This window comes from Pantoea sp. Lu_F5_004 (assembly GCF_051136245.1).
In the GTDB taxonomy this organism is placed as follows: Bacteria; Pseudomonadota; Gammaproteobacteria; order Enterobacterales; family Enterobacteriaceae; genus Pantoea; species Pantoea agglomerans.
Genome location: NZ_CP194946.1, coordinates 3,885,221 through 3,904,864, shown reverse-complemented (window position 1 = coordinate 3,904,864; position 19,644 = coordinate 3,885,221). Strand labels below are relative to the sequence as shown.

Here is a 19,644-nt window from a genome sequence, read left to right as displayed (position 1 = left end):
AATTGTACTGGTTACGGGGCGTTCAATTTCGGTTGGACGCCCTCTGAGTCTCACTCCGACGGGAGCTAATCCGTGAAAGACTTACTTAAGTTTCTGAAAGCGCAAACTAAGACCGAAGAGTTTGATGCGATCAAAATTGCGCTGGCTTCGCCAGACATGATCCGTTCCTGGTCTTTTGGTGAAGTGAAAAAGCCAGAAACCATTAACTACCGTACTTTTAAGCCAGAGCGCGATGGTCTGTTCTGTGCCCGTATCTTCGGGCCGGTAAAAGACTATGAGTGCCTGTGCGGCAAATACAAGCGCCTGAAACACCGTGGTGTGATTTGTGAGAAGTGCGGCGTTGAAGTGACCCAGACTAAAGTACGCCGTGAGCGTATGGGCCACATCGAACTGGCGTCTCCGACTGCGCACATCTGGTTCCTGAAGTCACTGCCATCGCGTATCGGCTTACTGCTGGATATGCCACTGCGTGACATTGAGCGCGTGCTCTACTTTGAATCTTACGTGGTAATCGAAGGTGGCATGACCAACCTCGAGAAGCGTCAGATTCTGACTGAAGAGCAGTACCTTGACGCTCTGGAAGAGTTCGGTGACGAGTTCGACGCCAAAATGGGCGCCGAAGCGATCCAGGCCCTGTTGAAAAACATGGATCTGGAGCAGGAGTGCGAGCAGCTGCGTGAAGAGCTGAACGAAACTAACTCCGAAACCAAACGTAAAAAACTGACCAAGCGCATCAAGCTGCTGGAAGCGTTCGTACAGTCTGGCAACAAGCCAGAGTGGATGATCCTGACCGTGCTGCCTGTTCTGCCACCGGATCTGCGTCCGCTGGTACCGCTGGATGGTGGCCGTTTCGCAACGTCGGATCTGAACGATCTCTATCGTCGCGTGATCAACCGTAACAACCGCCTGAAACGCCTGCTGGATCTGGCTGCGCCAGATATCATCGTGCGCAACGAAAAGCGTATGTTGCAGGAAGCGGTCGATGCACTGCTGGACAACGGTCGTCGCGGTCGTGCGATCACCGGTTCCAACAAGCGTCCGCTGAAATCACTGGCTGACATGATCAAAGGTAAGCAGGGTCGTTTCCGTCAGAACCTGCTGGGTAAACGTGTCGACTATTCTGGTCGTTCGGTTATCACCGTAGGTCCATATCTGCGCCTGCATCAGTGCGGTCTGCCGAAGAAAATGGCACTCGAACTGTTCAAACCGTTCATTTACGGCAAGCTGGAACTGCGTGGCCTGGCCACCACCATCAAAGCCGCGAAGAAAATGGTTGAGCGCGAAGAAGCGGTTGTCTGGGATATCCTCGACGAAGTGATCCGTGAGCACCCGGTTCTGCTGAACCGTGCGCCTACGCTGCACCGTCTGGGTATTCAGGCCTTTGAACCGGTTCTGATCGAAGGTAAAGCAATCCAGCTGCACCCGCTGGTTTGTGCGGCATATAACGCCGACTTCGATGGTGACCAGATGGCTGTTCACGTACCGCTGACGCTGGAAGCCCAGCTGGAAGCACGTGCGCTGATGATGTCGACCAACAACATCCTGTCACCTGCGAACGGCGAGCCAATCATCGTTCCTTCTCAGGACGTTGTACTGGGTCTGTACTACATGACCCGTGACTGTGTTAACGCCAAAGGCGAAGGCATGGTGCTGACTGGCCCGAAAGAAGCTGAGCGTATTTATCGCGCTGGCCTCGCATCGCTGCATGCTCGCGTTAAGGTGCGTATCACCGAACACGAGAAAAATGAGCAGGATGAGTGGGTTGCTAAAACCAGCATCATCGACACCACTGTTGGCCGTGCCATCCTGTGGATGATCGTGCCAAAAGGTCTGCCTTTCTCCATCGTTAACCAGGCGCTGGGCAAAAAAGCTATCTCCAAAATGCTGAACACCTGTTACCGCATTCTGGGCCTGAAGCCGACCGTTATCTTTGCTGACCAGACCATGTACACCGGTTTCGCTTACGCAGCCCGTTCAGGCGCGTCTGTCGGCATCGACGACATGGTTATTCCAGAGAAGAAAGTGGAAATCATCACCGAAGCGGAAGCAGAAGTGGCTGAGATCCAGGAGCAGTTCCAGTCTGGTCTGGTAACCGCCGGCGAACGTTACAACAAAGTCATCGATATCTGGGCAGCGGCCAACGAACGTGTTGCCAAGGCGATGATGGAAAACCTCTCAACCGAAACCGTTATTAACCGTGACGGCGTAGAAGAGCGACAGGTTTCCTTTAACAGCATCTTTATGATGGCTGACTCCGGTGCGCGTGGTTCTGCTGCACAGATTCGTCAGCTGGCCGGTATGCGTGGTCTGATGGCGAAGCCAGATGGCTCCATCATCGAAACACCAATCACGGCGAACTTCCGTGAAGGGTTGAACGTACTCCAGTACTTCATCTCAACCCACGGTGCACGTAAAGGTCTGGCGGATACCGCACTGAAAACGGCGAACTCCGGTTATCTGACGCGTCGTCTGGTTGACGTTGCACAGGATCTGGTTGTTACCGAAGATGACTGTGGTACACACGAAGGCATCATGATGACACCTGTCATCGAAGGTGGCGATGTTAAAGAGCCACTGCGTGAACGTGTACTGGGTCGTGTGACCGCTGAAGACGTTCTGAAGCCGGGTACTGCTGACATTCTGGTTCCACGCAACACGCTGCTCGATGAGCACTGGTGTGACGTGCTGGAACTGAACTCAGTCGATAGCCTGAAAGTCCGCTCAGTAGTAGGTTGTGAAACCGACTTTGGTGTGTGTGCGCATTGCTATGGTCGCGACCTGGCACGTGGTCACATCATCAACAAAGGTGAAGCGATCGGTGTTATCGCGGCACAGTCCATCGGTGAGCCAGGTACACAGCTGACGATGCGTACGTTCCACATCGGTGGTGCGGCATCACGTGCGGCTGCTGAATCCAGCATTCAGGTGAAGAACAAAGGTACCATCAAGCTGACCAACGCCAAGTCGGTAACGAACTCGGCAGGCAAGCTGGTAATCACCTCGCGTAACGTTGAACTGAAAATGATCGACGAATTTGGTCGTACCAAAGAGAGCTATAAAGTTCCTTATGGTTCTACCATGGCGAAAGGTGATGGTGAGCAGGTTGCAGCGGGCGAAACCGTCGCAAACTGGGATCCGCATACCATGCCAGTCATCACCGAAGTGGGCGGTTTCATTCGCTTCACGGACATGGTTGATGGCCAGACCATTACCCGTCAGACAGATGACTTAACCGGTCTTTCTTCGCTGGTGGTTCTGGACAGTGCTGAACGTACTGCGGGCGGTAAAGATCTGCGTCCTGCGCTGAAAATTGTTGATGCCAACGGCAACGACGTTCTGATTCCGGGCACCGACATGCCGGCTCAGTACTTCCTGCCTGGTAAAGCGATTGTTCAGCTGGAAGATGGCGTGAAGATCAGTGCTGGTGACACGCTGGCGCGTGTTCCGCAGGAATCTGGCGGTACCAAGGATATTACCGGTGGTCTGCCACGCGTTGCTGACCTGTTCGAAGCGCGTCGTCCGAAAGAGCCAGCTATTCTGGCGGAGATCAGCGGCATCATCTCCTTCGGTAAAGAGACCAAAGGTAAGCGTCGTCTGGTCATCACTCCGCTGGATGGCAGTGAGCCGTACGAAGAGATGATTCCGAAATGGCGTCAGCTGAACGTGTTCGAAGGTGAACGTGTTGAGCGCGGTGACGTGGTTTCCGATGGCCCAGAGTCTCCACATGACATCCTGCGCTTGCGTGGCGTGCATGCGGTGACCCGTTACATCACTAACGAAGTGCAGGAAGTTTACCGTCTGCAAGGCGTTAAGATTAACGATAAGCACATCGAAGTCATCGTTCGTCAGATGCTGCGTAAAGCAACCATCGTGAGCGCAGGAAGTGCAGACTTCCTGGAAGGTGAGCAGGCTGAATTCTCTCGCATCAAGATCTCTAACCGTGATCTGGAAGCGAACGGAAAAGTTGGCGCAACCTTCATGCGTGACCTGCTGGGTATTACCAAAGCGTCACTGGCAACCGAATCGTTCATCTCTGCAGCATCGTTCCAGGAAACCACGCGTGTCCTGACCGAAGCAGCAGTAGCAGGTAAGCGCGATGAACTGCGCGGCCTGAAAGAGAACGTAATCGTGGGTCGTCTGATCCCGGCCGGTACCGGTTATGCGTACCATCAGGATCGTATGCGCCGCAAAGCGGCAGGTGAAGTTCCGGTTGCACCGCAGGTTACTGCGGATGAAGCCTCAGCCAGCCTGGCTGAACTGTTAAACGCCGGTCTCGGCGGCAACAAAGACGATTAATCGTCCTTTGCCTGATAAAAACCCTGCTTCGGCAGGGTTTTTTTTTGTCTCTGATTCAGGCATTCCAGTCGTTGCGGCCAAGGCCAATGTCTTTCAGCTGACTGTCACTCAGCTTCGACAGGATGACGCGTGTCTCACGCCGCAGCTGCCAGCGTTTATAACTGCGCCACAAGTAACGAACCAGCTGGTAAGGCGTGCCTGTAAACGGTTTAGCTGCGCGATTCTCGTCGTATCCCATGATAGTGCCCTCATTGAATTGTCTGAGGACTATTCTCAGCGGATCGCTCTGTATGATACAGACGCAAAAATCACCTTTCTTTAACATACAGATTGCGGTAATGGCGATCTGAATGGTAAAAAAGAGACATAACTGTACCGGTTAATGCTCAGCTCCTGAGTCAGAGGAAATACAATGACGCGATATGAACATCTGGCCACGCTGCTGGCTCAGCGTATCGAACAAGGTTTATATCGCAGCGGTGAGCGCCTGCCCTCGGTACGCAGTCTGAGTGCCGAACATGGCGTCAGTATCAGCACCGTGCAGCAGGCTTATCATCTGCTGGAAGAGAAGCAGATGATTACGCCGCAGTCGCGCTCTGGCTATTTTGTGGCCTCGCGTAAAGCGACGCCCCCGATGCCTGCGCTGACCCGTCCCGCACAGCGGCCGGTTGAGGTAACGCAGTGGGATGCGGTACTGGAGCTGATTAACAGCCGTCTGGAAGATGATGTGTTGCAGCTGGGAAGCGGCATGCCCGATCTGACCCAACCGACGCTTAAGCCGCTGTGGAAAGCCTTCAGCCGACAGGCTCAGAAGCAGGACATCGCGCTGCTCAATTATGACAACCTCTATGGTGTTCTCGCACTGCGGCAACAGGTTGCACGACTGGCGATAGATAGCGGTTGCCAGCTCACCGCCGATGACATTGTTATTACCACCGGCTGCCATGAAGCCTTATCGGTAGCCGTGCGTGCGGTCTGCGAGCCGGGCGATATCATTGCCGTTGAGTCGCCTTCGTTTCACGGGATCATGCAAACCCTGCGCGGATTTGGCATTCGTGCCATTGAGATCCCGACCGATGCGGTAACCGGCATCAGCCTGGAAGCGCTGGAACTGGCGTTTGATCAATGGCCGATTAAAGCAGTCGTTGTTGTACCTAACTGTAATAATCCGCTGGGATTTATCATGCCTGAGCAGCGTAAGCGGGCATTGCTGGCCCTGGCGCAGCGGTTTGACGCGGCGGTCATTGAAGATGATGTTTATGGTGAGTTAGCCTGGGAATATCCGCGCCCAGCGACCATTAAAGCGCTGGATCTCGATGGCCGGGTTCTGCTGTGCAGCTCCTTTTCCAAAACGCTGGCGCCAGGTTTGCGTGTCGGCTGGGTTGCACCCGGCCGCTATCGCGACCGTGTACTGCACATGAAATATATCGTCACAGGTTCCACCGCCACACAGCCTCAGCATGCGGTCTCCGAATTTATCCGCCAGGGCCATTATCAGCCCCATCTGCGCCGGATGCGGCAAATCTACCATCGTAACTATGAAACCTTTAGCTGCTGGGTGCGCCACTACTTTCCCTGCGGCATCTGCGTTTCCCGTCCTCAGGGCGGTTTTCTGATGTGGATAGAGCTCCCCGAAGCGTTTGATGCGGTCCGGCTCAATCGCGAATTGCGCGAGTCAAAAATTCAGATAGCCGTAGGCTCACTCTTTTCGGCCTCGGGTAAATACCGTAACTGTCTGCGCTTAAACTACGGGCTGCCGATCAACGAGCAGACTGAAAAGGCGCTGGCGCTGGTGGGTGCAGCCGTCGAACGCGCCATGCTCTCGTGCCAGCATGAAACGCAGATTTCAGCTTCTACTCTCGCATAGCGAAAAGAAGAAGCAGGGCCGGCAAGAGGAGGGAACCGGCCCTGGTCAGATAACCTTAACCTGACGGAGGCCACGTTAAGGTTTTACATCAGAGCACGCCAGCAGCAACTTACGCTTTTGCGCGTCACTTTCCCGGCAGAAACGCTGGCGTTACTGGTTTTGCAGCCGCTATGCGGGACAGCTTCCACAATTCCTTATTGGTGAGGCTCTGCCAGCGCCAGCAGAGTTCGTGTTGCTTCACGCCAGTCATCTGCCTGGGTAATCGCACTCACCACCGCAATACTGCCCACGCCGGTTGCCAGCACGTCAGGTGCGCGTTCAATCGAAATACCGCCAATTGCCACGGTGGGGATATGCGTCAGGCGCGTCAGATGCCGCTTCAGCTGCTCAATGCCCTGCGGCGCGGAAGGCATCTCTTTGGTCTGCGTCGGGAAAATATGTCCAAGCGCGATGTAAGAGGGCTGGATTGCCAGTGCGCGGTCCAGTTCAGTATCGTCATGGGTGGAGAGCCCCAGACGCAATCCTGCCTGATGAATCCGGGCAAGATCGGCGACATCGAGATCCTCCTGACCCAGATGCACGCCATAAGCCTGATGCCTTATCGCCAGCTGCCAGTAGTCATTGATAAACAAGCGCGCGTCATAGCGTTTACCCAGTGCAATCGCCTGAGCGATGGCGGGCTCGGCGACCTCATCGGGCTGATCTTTGATGCGCAGCTGCAGCGTACGAACGCCCATCTCCAGCAGGCGTTCAATCCAGTCGGGGCTATCAACCACCGGATAAAGCCCCAGGCGTGGGGCGGTAGCGGGAAATGCGGGCATCGTTACTCCTCCTTAGTGGCGTCGGCGGGATGATAAAGCTCACCGCCGCGACGACGAAAACGGTCTGACATCTGCGCCATGCCCACTTCAACGGGCTCGGCGCGCGTATCCTGACGTGCCGCGAACTCGCGCACCTCCTGGGAAATTTTCATCGAGCAGAACTTAGGGCCGCACATCGAGCAGAAATGGGCCACCTTGCCCGACTCCTGCGGCAGGGTTTCGTCATGCATTGCCCGTGCCGTATGGGGATCCAGCGCCAGATTAAACTGATCTTCCCAGCGGAACTCAAAGCGCGCTTTGGACATAGCGTTATCACGGATCTGCGCACCCGGATGGCCTTTCGCGAGATCGGCGGCATGCGCCGCGATTTTGTAGGTGATCAATCCCTGCTTCACATCCTCTTTGTTCGGCAGCCCGAGATGCTCTTTGGGCGTGACGTAACACAACATGGCGCAACCAAACCAGCCAATCATGGCGGCACCGATACCTGAGGTGAAATGGTCATAGCCGGGCGCGATGTCGGTGGTCAGCGGGCCAAGAGTGTAGAAGGGGGCTTCATCGCACAGGTCGAGCTGTTCGGTCATGTTGCGGCGGATCATATGCATCGGGACGTGCCCCGGGCCTTCAATCATTACCTGAACGTCATATTCCCATGCAATACGGGTCAGTTCGCCCAGGGTACGCAGTTCGGCAAACTGCGCCTCATCGTTGGCATCCTGAATGGAACCCGGACGAAGGCCATCGCCCAGCGACAGGGAGACATCATAAGCGGCGCAGATTTCACAAATCTCCCGGAAGTGCTGATACAGGAAGCTCTCCTGATGATGCGACAGGCACCATTTCGCCATGATAGATCCACCCCGCGATACAATCCCGGTCAGACGTTTCGCCGTCATCGGGACATAACGCAGCAGCACGCCAGCGTGGATAGTGAAGTAATCGACACCCTGTTCCGCCTGCTCAAGCAGCGTATCGCGGAATATTTCCCAGTTCAGCGCCTCGGCCACGCCATTCACTTTTTCCAGTGCCTGATAAATCGGCACTGTACCGATTGGCACCGGGCTGTTTCGCAAAATCCATTCGCGCGTTTCATGAATATAACGACCGGTAGAGAGATCCATCACCGTATCGGCACCCCAGCGAGTCGACCAGACCAGTTTTTCCACCTCTTCCTCAATAGAAGAGGTCACCGCCGAGTTACCGATGTTGGCGTTGACCTTAACCAGAAAGTTGCGGCCAATGATCATCGGCTCCGATTCAGGGTGATTGATATTGGCAGGGATGATGGCGCGTCCGGCAGCGACCTCCTGACGCACAAACTCGGGCGTGATACTGGCTGGCAGATGCGCGCCAAAACTGTGGCCGGGATGCTGTTGCAGCAATACCTCACTGCGGATTCGCTCACGGCCCATGTTTTCCCGCAGTGCGATAAATTCCATTTCCGGGGTGATGATCCCCTGACGGGCATAGTGCAATTGCGTGACGCAGCAGCCTGCGCGGGCACGGCGCGGTGTCGGGAGTTGATCGAAGCGCAGATGATCCAGTCCCTCGTCAGCCAGCCGCTGCTGGGTATAACCCGAGCTGTTCTGTTCGAGAAATTCGCTGTCGTCGCGTTCAGCAATCCAGCGGGCGCGCAGCTTTTCCAGGCCACGATGAACATCGATCTGTGCTGCGGGATCGCCATAGGCACCCGCCGTGTCATAGACCGGTACCGCTTCGTTCTGCTCATAGAGAGGCTGTTCTTTGCTGCCGCCGATGTGGGTCGGGTTTAGCACGATTTCACGCATGGGAACGCGGATATCCTCGCGGCTGCCGGTAATCCAGATGCGGCGGGACTGGGGAAATGCACTACCGCTTTGCAGGGAATCGATAAATTCCTGCGCCTGGGCACGCTGTTCACGACGGGTTGTTTTTTGGTCAGACATAGCAATCTTCCTGTTAAGGGGGAACGATGCTTGTCCGGAGTTCGGAAGGAGTAACCGTATAGACAGCGTAAGCATGCTGGCATACAGAGAATATTTACTCTTGTTCCCTTCGCAGGTTCTAACCTGATCAGGTTCCGCGGATCCCGAATTAACGGTCTCAGCCCAACTGGGCACTCCGACAAGAAGCTGTTTTTACGCTGGTGTCTGATAACAGTGCCAGGCGTAAAAACCTTATATTTCAAAGCAAAAATAAAAAAGGTTCTTTGGAGCACTCTCCTCAGAACCTGTTCAGCATAAAAGGGCTACGGGATAATCTCAACCCCTTTGCCGGAGATGATGATTAAGCCGGACGCGCGATATGGCTGTCATTGGCTACCGGCGGGGGGACAAGCTGGTTGTCCCATGCCAGCTGAATCAGCTTATCTTCCAGCGTAAAGCGTGCTTCCAGCACTTCACCCACTTCGGAGAGTGCCTGCTGGAAGGTCATGCAGTTCTCGTCGTCGATCGCCTGCTGCAGGTGGCCGTCATACAGCTGCATCAGACGCTCAGTATTGGCTTCCAGCGGTGGATAGATCTGTGCGGCGGCAATCATCGGGCTGTCGCCACTCATTTCACTGATCACGCGTTCATAGATACTGAAGTGACCCGCAGAAAGATAATCGACCAGACCGTGACAGAAGTTGTCCAGAGCCTGCTCATCAAGACGCGTCAGCGCCTCTTTGTTTGGTTTAAGTCCGACCAGGTGATAATAGGTCACCAGTAGCTGACGACGGGCTTCAAGCCACGAATCGACCAGTTCATTACTGCCACCTACGCGTTCAGCCAGGACGTCTAACTGGTTAAGCATATCTAACTCCATGTGAGTTATAGTTGTTTATCTACACACTTAACATCAGGACTTCAGCGTGCGAGTTGACGCTAAGGATGACGAAATAAATGCAATGCGAAATCTCAAGCGTAGACGCTGGATGGTGGATTGTCAGCCATGAACAGAAACTTTGGTTGCCACAAGGTGATTTACCCCACGGAAACGCCGAAAAATTTGGTTTGACCGGCAGTAAAGCCCGGACCATCGGTGAGTGGCAGGGCGAAAAAGTCTGGCTGATTTGTGAGCCGCGTTCTGCCGATATGTTCTCAGTACGACAGCTGATCGATCAGGATGTGGCGCTGTTTCAGCTGGTGGGGCGCGGTGTGCAACTGGCAGAATTCTACCGTTCTCATCGCTGGTGCGGCTATTGCGGCCATGAAATGCACCAAAGCAAACATGAATTTGCCTGTCTCTGCAGCCATTGTCGCGAGCGTTATTATCCGCAGATAGCACCCTGCATCATTGTGGCTATCCGTCGCGGTGATGAAATCCTGCTGGCGAATCATGCCCGCCATCGCAACAAGGTCTACACCGTGCTGGCGGGTTTTGTGGAAGTTGGCGAGACGCTGGAGCAGGCCGTTGCCCGCGAAGTGATGGAAGAGAGCAATATCCGCGTCAAAAACGTCCGTTACGTTACCTCCCAGCCGTGGCCCTTCCCGCAATCGCTGATGACAGCCTTTATGGCGGAGTATGACAGCGGCGATCTGCAGCACGACGGTAAAGAGCTGCTGGATGCGGCCTGGTTCCGTTTTGATGAGCTGCCGTTGCTGCCACCGCCAGGCACCGTGGCGCGCCGCCTGATTGAAGATACCGTCGCCCTGTGCCGCGCCGAAGTGTGAAAGTGCTACACTACACGCCTGTTATTGAGAGAGTGTTGAGATGAGTGAACTGAAGAACGATCGTTATTTGCGTGCCCTGTTACGTCAGCCGGTTGATGTCACGCCGGTCTGGATGATGCGACAAGCCGGGCGCTATTTGCCGGAGTACAAAGCGACACGCGCCCAGGCGGGTGACTTTATGTCGCTGTGTAAAAACGCCGAGCTGGCCTGTGAAGTCACCCTGCAGCCGCTGCGCCGTTATCCGCTGGATGCCGCCATCCTCTTCAGTGACATCCTGACCATTCCGGATGCGATGGGACTGGGTCTCTACTTTGAAACCGGCGAAGGCCCGCGTTTCTCAAATCCTGTGACCTGTCGCGCTGACGTTGAGCGTTTACCGGTGCCCGATCCGGAAATGGAGCTGGGCTATGTGATGAATGCTGTCCGCACCATCCGTAAGAACCTGAACGGCGATCTGCCGCTGATTGGCTTCTCTGGCAGTCCGTGGACGCTGGCCACCTATATGGTGGAAGGCGGGAGCAGCAAGGCGTTTACCAAAATTAAGAAGATGATGTATGCCGATCCCGCTACGCTCCACGCGATGCTGGATAAGCTGGCCGACAGCGTCATCCTCTATCTCAATGCTCAGATCCGCGCCGGTGCGCAGTCCGTTATGGTCTTTGATACCTGGGGCGGCGTGCTGACCGGTCGTGATTACCGCGAATTCTCACTCCATTACATGCACAAAATTGTCGATGGCCTGCTGCGTGAAAACGACGGTCGCCGCGTGCCGGTGACGCTCTTCACTAAAGGCGGCGGACAGTGGCTGGAAGCGATGGCCGCCACCGGTTGTGACGCGCTGGGGCTCGACTGGACCACCGATATTGATGACGCACGCCGTCGCGTGGGCGACAAAGTCGCACTGCAGGGCAACATGGATCCTTCTATGCTCTATGCGGCACCTGAGCGTATCGAACAGGAAGTGGCTGGGATCCTGGAGCGCTTTGGCTCGGGCACCGGGCATGTCTTTAATCTGGGTCATGGTATTCATCTGGATGTGCCACCGGAAAATGCGGGCGTCTTTGTTGAGGCGGTACACCGTTTATCACGTCCCTGGCATCAGGAGTAATCATGGATATTGCCGCACTTCGCGCTGAGCAGTTACAACGCGCCGCTGATGTGGTGCGTGAAGATGACTTTGATGTGCTGCCACCCCGCTTTATCGGCGGGGCGGACGTTGGATTTGAGCAGGAAGGCACTATCACCCGGGCGGCGATGGTGATACTGGAGTATCCCTCCTTAAAGCTGGTGGAGCATCGCATCGCACGCGTTGAGACCACCATGCCTTATATTCCGGGCTTTCTCTCATTCCGTGAATATCCAGCGCTGATGGCCGCCTGGCAGATGCTGGAGCAAAAGCCGGACCTGCTGTTTGTGGATGGACACGGTATTTCGCATCCACGACGACTTGGCGTCGCGTCACATTTTGGTCTGCTGGTCGATGTGCCCACCATTGGTGTCGCGAAAAGTCGCCTGTGTGGCCGTTTTGCCGATCTGGATGCGCAGCCTGGCAGTCGCCAGCCACTGATCGACAAAGGTGAGCAGATAGGCTGGGTATGGCGCAGCAAGCTCCGTTGTAATCCGCTGTTTGTCGCCACCGGTCATCGTGTCAGCCTGGATACCGCGTTGCAGTGGGTCGAAAACTGTACGCGTGGTTACCGCCTGCCGGAACCGACCCGCTGGGCCGACGCGGTTGCCTCGAACCGAACCGCTTTCCAGCGCTGGCAAAACGCGCTTTAACACTGTTTGTGCTGCGGTTTTGCAGTTACACTGCGGCCAGCGAAACGAATAAGAGCCATCTTTATGTTACAAAATCCCGTTCATCTGCGTCTGGCGAAGCTGGAAAGCTGGCAGCACCTTACTTTTATGGCCTGCCTGTGCGAGCGCATGTATCCCAACTATCGTGCGTTCTGCGAGCAGACTGAATTTGCCGATCCGGCACTCTATCGCCGTATTCTTGATCTGATCTGGGAAAACCTGACGGTCAAAGATGCGAAGATTAACTTCGACAGCCAGCTGGAAAAGCTCGAAGCCGCCATTCCGGATGGTGATGCGTTTGAGGTTTACGGCGTTTATCCGGCTATCGATGCCTGTGTGGCATTAAGCGAAGTCGTACATGCGCAGCTGAGCGGTGAAACTCTTGAGCATGCAATTGAAGTCAGCGAGACCTCAATTACCACTATCGCCATGCTGGAAATGACCCAGGCTGGACGCGAAATGACCGACGAAGAGCTGCGTGAAAACCCGGCTATCATCGATGAGTGGGACCTTCAGTGGGAGATTTTCCGCCTGCTGGCGGAGTGTGAAGAGCGCGACCTTGAATTGATTAAAGGTCTGCGATCTGACCTGCGTGAAGCTGGAATTAGCAACATCGGTATAAATTTCCAGCAGTAAGGCGATAAAACGTGACTTCAGGCCCGAATTAGCGCGCCTGGAGGCTTCACATTGGCCCCCTGTCTGGTCTACATTTGGGGGGCTGAAAATTGTGGCTATCGGTGCGTGCAGGCAGAAGAGTGCCAGAATATGGCTTTTCCCTCGCACTCGTTGCTTAGCAAGCGATAAATACACTTTAAGGATAACTTATGAACAAGACTCAACTGATTGATGTGATCGCAGAAAAAGCTGACCTGTCTAAAACCCAGGCAAAGGCAGCGCTGGAATCTACTCTGGCTGCGATCACTGAGTCTCTGAAAGATGGTGATGCTGTACAACTGGTTGGTTTTGGTACTTTTAAAGTGAACCACCGCGCTGAGCGTACCGGTCGTAACCCGCAGACTGGCAAAGAGATCAAAATCGCTGCAGCAAATGTACCGGCATTCGTGTCTGGTAAAGCGCTGAAAGACGCCGTTAAGTAAGACGTCGCACTGCGGTTAAGCTTTAAAACAGGGGGCGTTTCGCCCCTTTTGTTTAAGAGGCCAGCCATCATGACCCCGCTGTTTCAGCGTTTATCTGTTCTGTTTCTCTCCCTGTTTCTTTTCGGTTGCAGCTCTACTCCGGATATTCCCCCCTTTTCTGCCAGTGGCTATCTTGCCGATCGTGGTGTTGTTCGTATCTGGCGTAAAAACAGCGACCACCAGTCGGTCCATATCCGCACCTTCTATACGCCGTTCAGTGGCGGTGAGGGTGAAGTGACGGATTATGTCTGGCTGGAAGAGTCGTTGATCAGCATCCAGCGTCAGGTGAAGGGCAACCAGCCTGATGATGTGACCCTGCGCTTTGACCAGGCTGGCGGTCTTAACTTTATGCAGCGCCAGCTTTCAGGCCGGCGTGAAGCGGTCAGTCCGGATGCGGTTGAGCTCTATAAGTTTGATGCCGAGCGGATGCGTAACCTCAGCGATGCGCTATTAAGCGGTCAGGTGTTCCTCAGACAGGGACACTGGCTGGGAAACAATGTGCTGGAGAGTTGCGAAGGCCAGCAGGTCAGACCGGCTTTTGACGCCGACGCTCTGCAGATGCTGACACAGCAGCAACGCCGCGCATCGGCACCGCTGATGGTGTCATGGCTTGAAGCGCCGGAAGGGATACAGCTATTGCGGGTCAGTCAGCAGGATGACTGCTCACAGCAGCCGACAGAAGAAGATATGTGAATTGAAAAGGGGGCACCTGGTGCCCCCTGAACTTATTTGCGATTAATGGCGCGGTAGCCGATATCGCGGCGACAGAAGCTGCCCTGCCATGAGATTGGCTGTGTCAGCTCATAAGCCCGCTTTTGTGCCGCGGCCACATCGTCGCCCAGCGCGGTTACGCACAACACGCGGCCACCGTTTGTCAGCACCCGATCCTCTTCCAGCCGTGTTCCGGCGTGGAATACCTTGCCGTCAGCAACTTCTTCCAGTGGCAGACCGTGAATCTGATCGCCCTGAGTGTAGTCACCCGGATAACCGCCCGCCGCCAGGACCACACCCAGCGCAGGGCGGGGATCCCATTGTGACGTTTTCTGATCCAGCTTACCGTCACAGGCGGCCAGGCAAAGATCGACCAGATCCGACTGCAGACGCAGCATGATCGGCTGAGTCTCTGGATCGCCGAAGCGGCAGTTGAATTCGATCACTTTCGGCTGCCCGGTGTGATCGATCATCAGACCGGCATAGAGAAAACCGGTATAGACATTGCCTTCAGCCGCCATGCCGCGCACGGTCGGCCAGATAACCTGATCCATAACGCGCTGGTGGATCTCATCGGTGACAACCGGAGCCGGAGAGTAGGCACCCATTCCGCCGGTGTTCGGACCGGTATCGCCATCGCCCACGCGTTTGTGATCCTGGCTGGTGGCCATAGGCAGCACATGCTCGCCGTCCACCATCACGATGAAGCTGGCTTCTTCGCCATCCAGAAACTCTTCAATCACAATGCGGTGTCCGGCATCGCCAAAGGCGTTACCGGCCAGCATATCCTGAACCGCATCCTCAGCTTCCTGCAGCGTCATCGCCACAATTACGCCTTTACCTGCGGCCAGGCCGTCGGCTTTGATGACGATAGGGGCGCCTTTCTCACGCAGATACGCGAGAGCGGGCTCAACCTCGGTGAAGTTCTGGTATTCCGCACTCGGGATCTGATGACGCGCCAGGAAATCTTTAGTGAAAGCCTTAGAGCCTTCCAGCTGCGCAGCGGCCTGAGTCGGACCAAAGATAGCCAGCCCGGCCTCACGGAAGGCATCCACGATGCCAATTACCAGCGGCGCTTCGGGGCCGACAATCGTCAGATCAATCTTTTCACGCCGGGCAAACTCAAGCAGGGCAGGAACATCAGTCGCACTAATCGCGACATTCTGCAGCGCAGGCTCTAATGCGGTACCCGCGTTACCCGGCGCCACAAACACGGTTTCCGCCAGCGGCGACTGGACTGCTTTCCAGGCCAGAGCATGTTCACGTCCGCCATTGCCGATTACTAAAATTTTCATCTGTTTCTCTCCAGAACGATTAATGGCGGAAGTGACGCATGTCGGTGAAGATCATGGCAATGCCGTGCTCATCAGCCGCCGCAATCACCTCTTCATCGCGGATAGAGCCGCCAGGCTGGATGACGCAGCTCACGCCTGACGCGGCTGCCGCATCAATACCATCACGGAACGGGAAGAAGGCATCCGACGCCATGGCTGATCCTTTTACTTCCAGCCCTTCATCGGCTGCTTTAATGCCGGCAATCTTAGCGGAATAGACACGGCTCATCTGTCCGGCACCGATACCAATGGTCATGTTGTCGCGTGCATAAACAATGGCGTTAGACTTAACGAACTTCGCCACTTTCCAGCAGAACAGCGCATCACGCAGTTCCTGTTCGGTTGGCTGACGTTTACTGACTACGCGCAGCTGGCTGGCATCGACCATGCCGAGATCGCGATCCTGTACCAGCAGACCCCCGTTGACACGTTTGAAATCCAGTGCGGCAGTACGGTTTTGCCATTGGCCGCAGATCAGGACACGGACATTCTGCTTCGCGGTGGTAATTTTCAGCGCAGCCTCGGAAACCGCTGGCGCGATAATCACCTCAACAAACTGGCGGCTGATAATGGCCTGCGCAGTTGCTTCATCCAGCTCGCGGTTAAAGGCGATGATGCCGCCAAATGCGGAGGTCGGATCGGTCTGGTAAGCGCGATCATAGGCTGCCAGCAGCGAGTCACCGGTCGCTACGCCACAAGGGTTCGCATGTTTGACGATGACGCAGGCGGGTTCACTGAACTCTTTGACGCACTCCAGTGCAGCATCCGTGTCAGCAATGTTGTTATAGGAGAGCGCTTTACCCTGAACCTGCCGGGCAGTCGCCACTGAAGCTTCAGTGATATTCTCTTCTATATAGAAGGCAGCATCCTGATGGCTGTTTTCACCGTAGCGCATATCCTGCTTCTTAATGAAGTTCAGATTCAGAGTACGCGGGAAACGGCCGGCGGGCTGATTACGATCACCGTGATAGGCGGGCACCAGGCTGCCAAAGTAGTTAGCGATCATGCTGTCATACGCGGCAGTGTGTTCAAACGCTTTGATCGCCAGATCGAAACGGGTCTCAAGCTTCAGACCATTTTCATGGGCATCCATTTCGGCAATGATCGCATCGTAGTCGCCGCTGCTGACCACGATTGCCACATCTTTATGGTTCTTGGCAGCAGAGCGCACCATGGTCGGGCCACCGATGTCGATATTTTCCACTGCATCTTCCAGTGAACATCCTTCACGGGCGACGGTCTGTGCAAAGGGATAGAGGTTAACGACCACCATGTCGATTGGGCTGATGTCGTGCTGCGCCATAATGGCATCATCCTGGCCGCGACGACCTAAAATGCCGCCATGCACTTTGGGATGCAGGGTTTTGACGCGTCCATCCATCATTTCCGGGAAACCGGTGTAGTCAGAGACTTCTGTGACAGCCAGACCCGCATCCGCCAGCAGGCGAGCTGTTCCGCCTGTGGAGAGCAGTTCGACACCGCGACTTGAGAGCGCCTGAGCAAATTCGAGGATACCGGCTTTGTCAGAGACACTGAGCAATGCGCGGCGTACAGGACGAGTTTGTTGCATGGTGGTTTATCCCTTGGCTTTGTTTCGCGTGTATAAGAGCGTTACATCAGGCTTTACAGCGGTTTTCTCTTCTCTATATAGGAAGAAAAAATCAAAAACCTCAGGTAACGCCCCGAAAAGGGGTGTCCGGAACTTCGCCCGGCATTGTAGCGAAAACGTTTGCGTGATGCTCGCCTAAATTTATCTGGCCCGACTAATGTGGATAACATTGTGTGTAACTGCGTATAACAGCCGCTTTTGCTGTGGAATGCAGCGAACGCTCTTTTTTATGCAATTTATGGGTTGCGCCTCTCAGACAACTCCCTATAATGCGCATCCATCAACACGGAACACCGGCAACGGAAAACGGGTTGAGAGGCACAGGAGACTGCGCCGCCGGAGAAAAACTTCTGAAATAGAGGTTGACTCTGCAGGAGGAAAGCGTAATATACGCCACCTCGCGACAGGACGCTAACGCACTGTTCGCACTGCTCTTTAACAATTTATCAGACAATCTGTGTGGGCACTCGCAGGATTGATATCAGCGTCTCCGGACGTAAAAAAATATCAAGCCTCACGAGTGAACACATAATGAAATTCATTATGACGTTTTACAGATGAGCACCGCTTAACTTGTTTAAGCAAATCAAACTTAAATTGAAGAGTTTGATCATGGCTCAGATTGAACGCTGGCGGCAGGCCTAACACATGCAAGTCGGACGGTAGCACAGAGAGCTTGCTCTTGGGTGACGAGTGGCGGACGGGTGAGTAATGTCTGGGGATCTGCCCGATAGAGGGGGATAACCACTGGAAACGGTGGCTAATACCGCATAACGTCGCAAGACCAAAGAGGGGGACCTTCGGGCCTCTCACTATCGGATGAACCCAGATGGGATTAGCTAGTAGGCGGGGTAATGGCCCACCTAGGCGACGATCCCTAGCTGGTCTGAGAGGATGACCAGCCACACTGGAACTGAGACACGGTCCAGACTCCTACGGGAGGCAGCAGTGGGGAATATTGCACAATGGGCGCAAGCCTGATGCAGCCATGCCGCGTGTATGAAGAAGGCCTTCGGGTTGTAAAGTACTTTCAGCGGGGAGGAAGGCGACGGGGTTAATAACCCTGTCGATTGACGTTACCCGCAGAAGAAGCACCGGCTAACTCCGTGCCAGCAGCCGCGGTAATACGGAGGGTGCAAGCGTTAATCGGAATTACTGGGCGTAAAGCGCACGCAGGCGGTCTGTTAAGTCAGATGTGAAATCCCCGGGCTTAACCTGGGAACTGCATTTGAAACTGGCAGGCTTGAGTCTTGTAGAGGGGGGTAGAATTCCAGGTGTAGCGGTGAAATGCGTAGAGATCTGGAGGAATACCGGTGGCGAAGGCGGCCCCCTGGACAAAGACTGACGCTCAGGTGCGAAAGCGTGGGGAGCAAACAGGATTAGATACCCTGGTAGTCCACGCCGTAAACGATGTCGACTTGGAGGTTGTTCCCTTGAGGAGTGGCTTCCGGAGCTAACGCGTTAAGTCGACCGCCTGGGGAGTACGGCCGCAAGGTTAAAACTCAAATGAATTGACGGGGGCCCGCACAAGCGGTGGAGCATGTGGTTTAATTCGATGCAACGCGAAGAACCTTACCTACTCTTGACATCCAGCGAACTTTCCAGAGATGGATTGGTGCCTTCGGGAACGCTGAGACAGGTGCTGCATGGCTGTCGTCAGCTCGTGTTGTGAAATGTTGGGTTAAGTCCCGCAACGAGCGCAACCCTTATCCTTTGTTGCCAGCGATTCGGTCGGGAACTCAAAGGAGACTGCCGGTGATAAACCGGAGGAAGGTGGGGATGACGTCAAGTCATCATGGCCCTTACGAGTAGGGCTACACACGTGCTACAATGGCGCATACAAAGAGAAGCGACCTCGCGAGAGCAAGCGGACCTCACAAAGTGCGTCGTAGTCCGGATCGGAGTCTGCAACTCGACTCCGTGAAGTCGGAATCGCTAGTAATCGTGGATCAGAATGCCACGGTGAATACGTTCCCGGGCCTTGTACACACCGCCCGTCACACCATGGGAGTGGGTTGCAAAAGAAGTAGGTAGCTTAACCTTCGGGAGGGCGCTTACCACTTTGTGATTCATGACTGGGGTGAAGTCGTAACAAGGTAACCGTAGGGGAACCTGCGGTTGGATCACCTCCTTACCTGAAGATACCTTCCCGCGCAGTGTCCACACAGATTGTCTGATAGAAAATAACGAGCAAAGTGTCTTTCGAAGACAGACTTAATTGTCCCCTTCGTCTAGAGGCCCAGGACACCGCCCTTTCACGGCGGTAACAGGGGTTCGAATCCCCTAGGGGACGCCAAAGCTTGGTGACAGGTGAAAGATGTTACCCACATATCTTAAAGATGACTTACGAGTCATGTTTAAGATATTGCTCTTTAACAATCCGGAACAAGCTGAAAATTGAAACGACGCAGCGCGTCATTCCTCCGTAATAAGGAATGACA

At 54.8% G+C, this 19,644-nt stretch carries 14 protein-coding genes, 1 tRNA gene, 1 rRNA gene and 1 riboswitch; of the genes, 10 read left to right on the top strand and 6 right to left on the bottom strand.

All coding sequences use genetic code 11. The annotated features are described in order from the left end of the window. Window positions 1–72 precede the first annotated feature (72 nt). Window positions 73–4,296, top strand: a complete 4,224-nt coding sequence (gene rpoC / locus ACR8BN_RS18080; RefSeq protein WP_010261049.1) for a DNA-directed RNA polymerase subunit beta' — start codon at window positions 73–75, stop codon at window positions 4,294–4,296. Between the two features lie 55 nt (window positions 4,297–4,351). Here the strand turns inward: rpoC and ACR8BN_RS18075 are convergent, their stop codons facing one another. Then, window positions 4,352–4,534, bottom strand: a complete 183-nt coding sequence (locus ACR8BN_RS18075) for a DUF1127 domain-containing protein (protein WP_033787304.1) — start codon at window positions 4,532–4,534, stop codon at window positions 4,352–4,354. 174 nt (window positions 4,535–4,708) lie between these two features. On the opposite strand from ACR8BN_RS18075, the gene ACR8BN_RS18070 reads away from it, so the two are divergent. Further along, complete coding sequence (locus ACR8BN_RS18070) at window positions 4,709–6,163, top strand: PLP-dependent aminotransferase family protein (protein WP_033759501.1); 1,455 nt, start codon at window positions 4,709–4,711, stop codon at window positions 6,161–6,163. A gap of 194 nt (window positions 6,164–6,357) precedes the next feature. Here ACR8BN_RS18070 and thiE read toward each other — a convergent pair whose 3' ends face one another. From thiE to ACR8BN_RS18055, 3 genes are all read right to left on the bottom strand, one after another. Beyond that, window positions 6,358–6,984: a thiamine phosphate synthase gene (gene thiE / locus ACR8BN_RS18065; RefSeq protein ID WP_109654310.1), complete on the bottom strand. Its 627-nt coding sequence runs from the start codon at window positions 6,982–6,984 to the stop codon at window positions 6,358–6,360. Window positions 6,985–6,986: 2 nt separating this feature from the next. Continuing rightward, on the bottom strand, window positions 6,987–8,909 hold the full coding sequence (thiC, locus tag ACR8BN_RS18060; protein ID WP_434747196.1) for a phosphomethylpyrimidine synthase ThiC: 1,923 nt from the start codon (window positions 8,907–8,909) through the stop codon (window positions 6,987–6,989). Between the two features lie 87 nt (window positions 8,910–8,996). After that, window positions 8,997–9,097, bottom strand: a riboswitch (TPP riboswitch). A gap of 152 nt (window positions 9,098–9,249) precedes the next feature. After that, on the bottom strand, window positions 9,250–9,756 hold the full coding sequence (locus ACR8BN_RS18055; protein ID WP_010261059.1) for an Rsd/AlgQ family anti-sigma factor: 507 nt from the start codon (window positions 9,754–9,756) through the stop codon (window positions 9,250–9,252). A gap of 89 nt (window positions 9,757–9,845) precedes the next feature. Between ACR8BN_RS18055 and nudC the strand changes: the two genes are divergently transcribed. The 6 genes from nudC (at window position 9,846) to ACR8BN_RS18025 (ending at window position 14,242) form a co-directional block, all read left to right on the top strand. Continuing rightward, window positions 9,846–10,616, top strand: a complete 771-nt coding sequence (gene nudC, locus ACR8BN_RS18050; RefSeq protein WP_010672223.1) for an NAD(+) diphosphatase — start codon at window positions 9,846–9,848, stop codon at window positions 10,614–10,616. A 40-nt stretch (window positions 10,617–10,656) separates the two neighbouring features. Continuing rightward, entirely contained in the window at window positions 10,657–11,724 is a 1,068-nt protein-coding gene (gene hemE, locus ACR8BN_RS18045) for a uroporphyrinogen decarboxylase (RefSeq protein WP_010672222.1), read from the top strand. Window positions 11,725–11,726: 2 nt separating this feature from the next. Beyond that, window positions 11,727–12,395, top strand: coding sequence for a deoxyribonuclease V (gene nfi, locus ACR8BN_RS18040; RefSeq protein ID WP_010261068.1), 669 nt, complete (start codon window positions 11,727–11,729; stop codon window positions 12,393–12,395). Window positions 12,396–12,458: 63 nt separating this feature from the next. Further along, window positions 12,459–13,049 (top strand): YjaG family protein, encoded by a 591-nt coding sequence (locus ACR8BN_RS18035; protein ID WP_010261070.1) that lies wholly within the window; start codon window positions 12,459–12,461, stop codon window positions 13,047–13,049. 188 nt (window positions 13,050–13,237) lie between these two features. Continuing rightward, window positions 13,238–13,510, top strand: a complete 273-nt coding sequence (gene hupA / locus ACR8BN_RS18030; protein ID WP_003850136.1) for a nucleoid-associated protein HU-alpha — start codon at window positions 13,238–13,240, stop codon at window positions 13,508–13,510. A 69-nt stretch (window positions 13,511–13,579) separates the two neighbouring features. Then, window positions 13,580–14,242: a DUF1481 domain-containing protein gene (locus tag ACR8BN_RS18025; RefSeq protein ID WP_010261073.1), complete on the top strand. Its 663-nt coding sequence runs from the start codon at window positions 13,580–13,582 to the stop codon at window positions 14,240–14,242. A 32-nt stretch (window positions 14,243–14,274) separates the two neighbouring features. Here the strand turns inward: ACR8BN_RS18025 and purD are convergent, their stop codons facing one another. Together purD and purH are read right to left on the bottom strand one after the other, a co-directional pair. Next, a complete protein-coding gene (purD, locus tag ACR8BN_RS18020; protein ID WP_083070738.1) occupies window positions 14,275–15,555 on the bottom strand; it encodes a phosphoribosylamine--glycine ligase in 1,281 nt (426 codons plus the stop codon). Between the two features lie 19 nt (window positions 15,556–15,574). After that, a complete protein-coding gene (gene purH / locus ACR8BN_RS18015) occupies window positions 15,575–17,164 on the bottom strand; it encodes a bifunctional phosphoribosylaminoimidazolecarboxamide formyltransferase/IMP cyclohydrolase (RefSeq protein WP_064704174.1) in 1,590 nt (529 codons plus the stop codon). 633 nt (window positions 17,165–17,797) lie between these two features. Here purH and ACR8BN_RS18010 point away from each other — a divergent pair. Both ACR8BN_RS18010 and ACR8BN_RS18005 read left to right on the top strand, forming a co-directional pair. Beyond that, a 16S ribosomal RNA gene (locus ACR8BN_RS18010) occupies window positions 17,798–19,337 on the top strand. An 86-nt stretch (window positions 19,338–19,423) separates the two neighbouring features. Then, window positions 19,424–19,499 (top strand) — tRNA-Glu (locus ACR8BN_RS18005). Window positions 19,500–19,644: the final 145 nt, after the last annotated feature.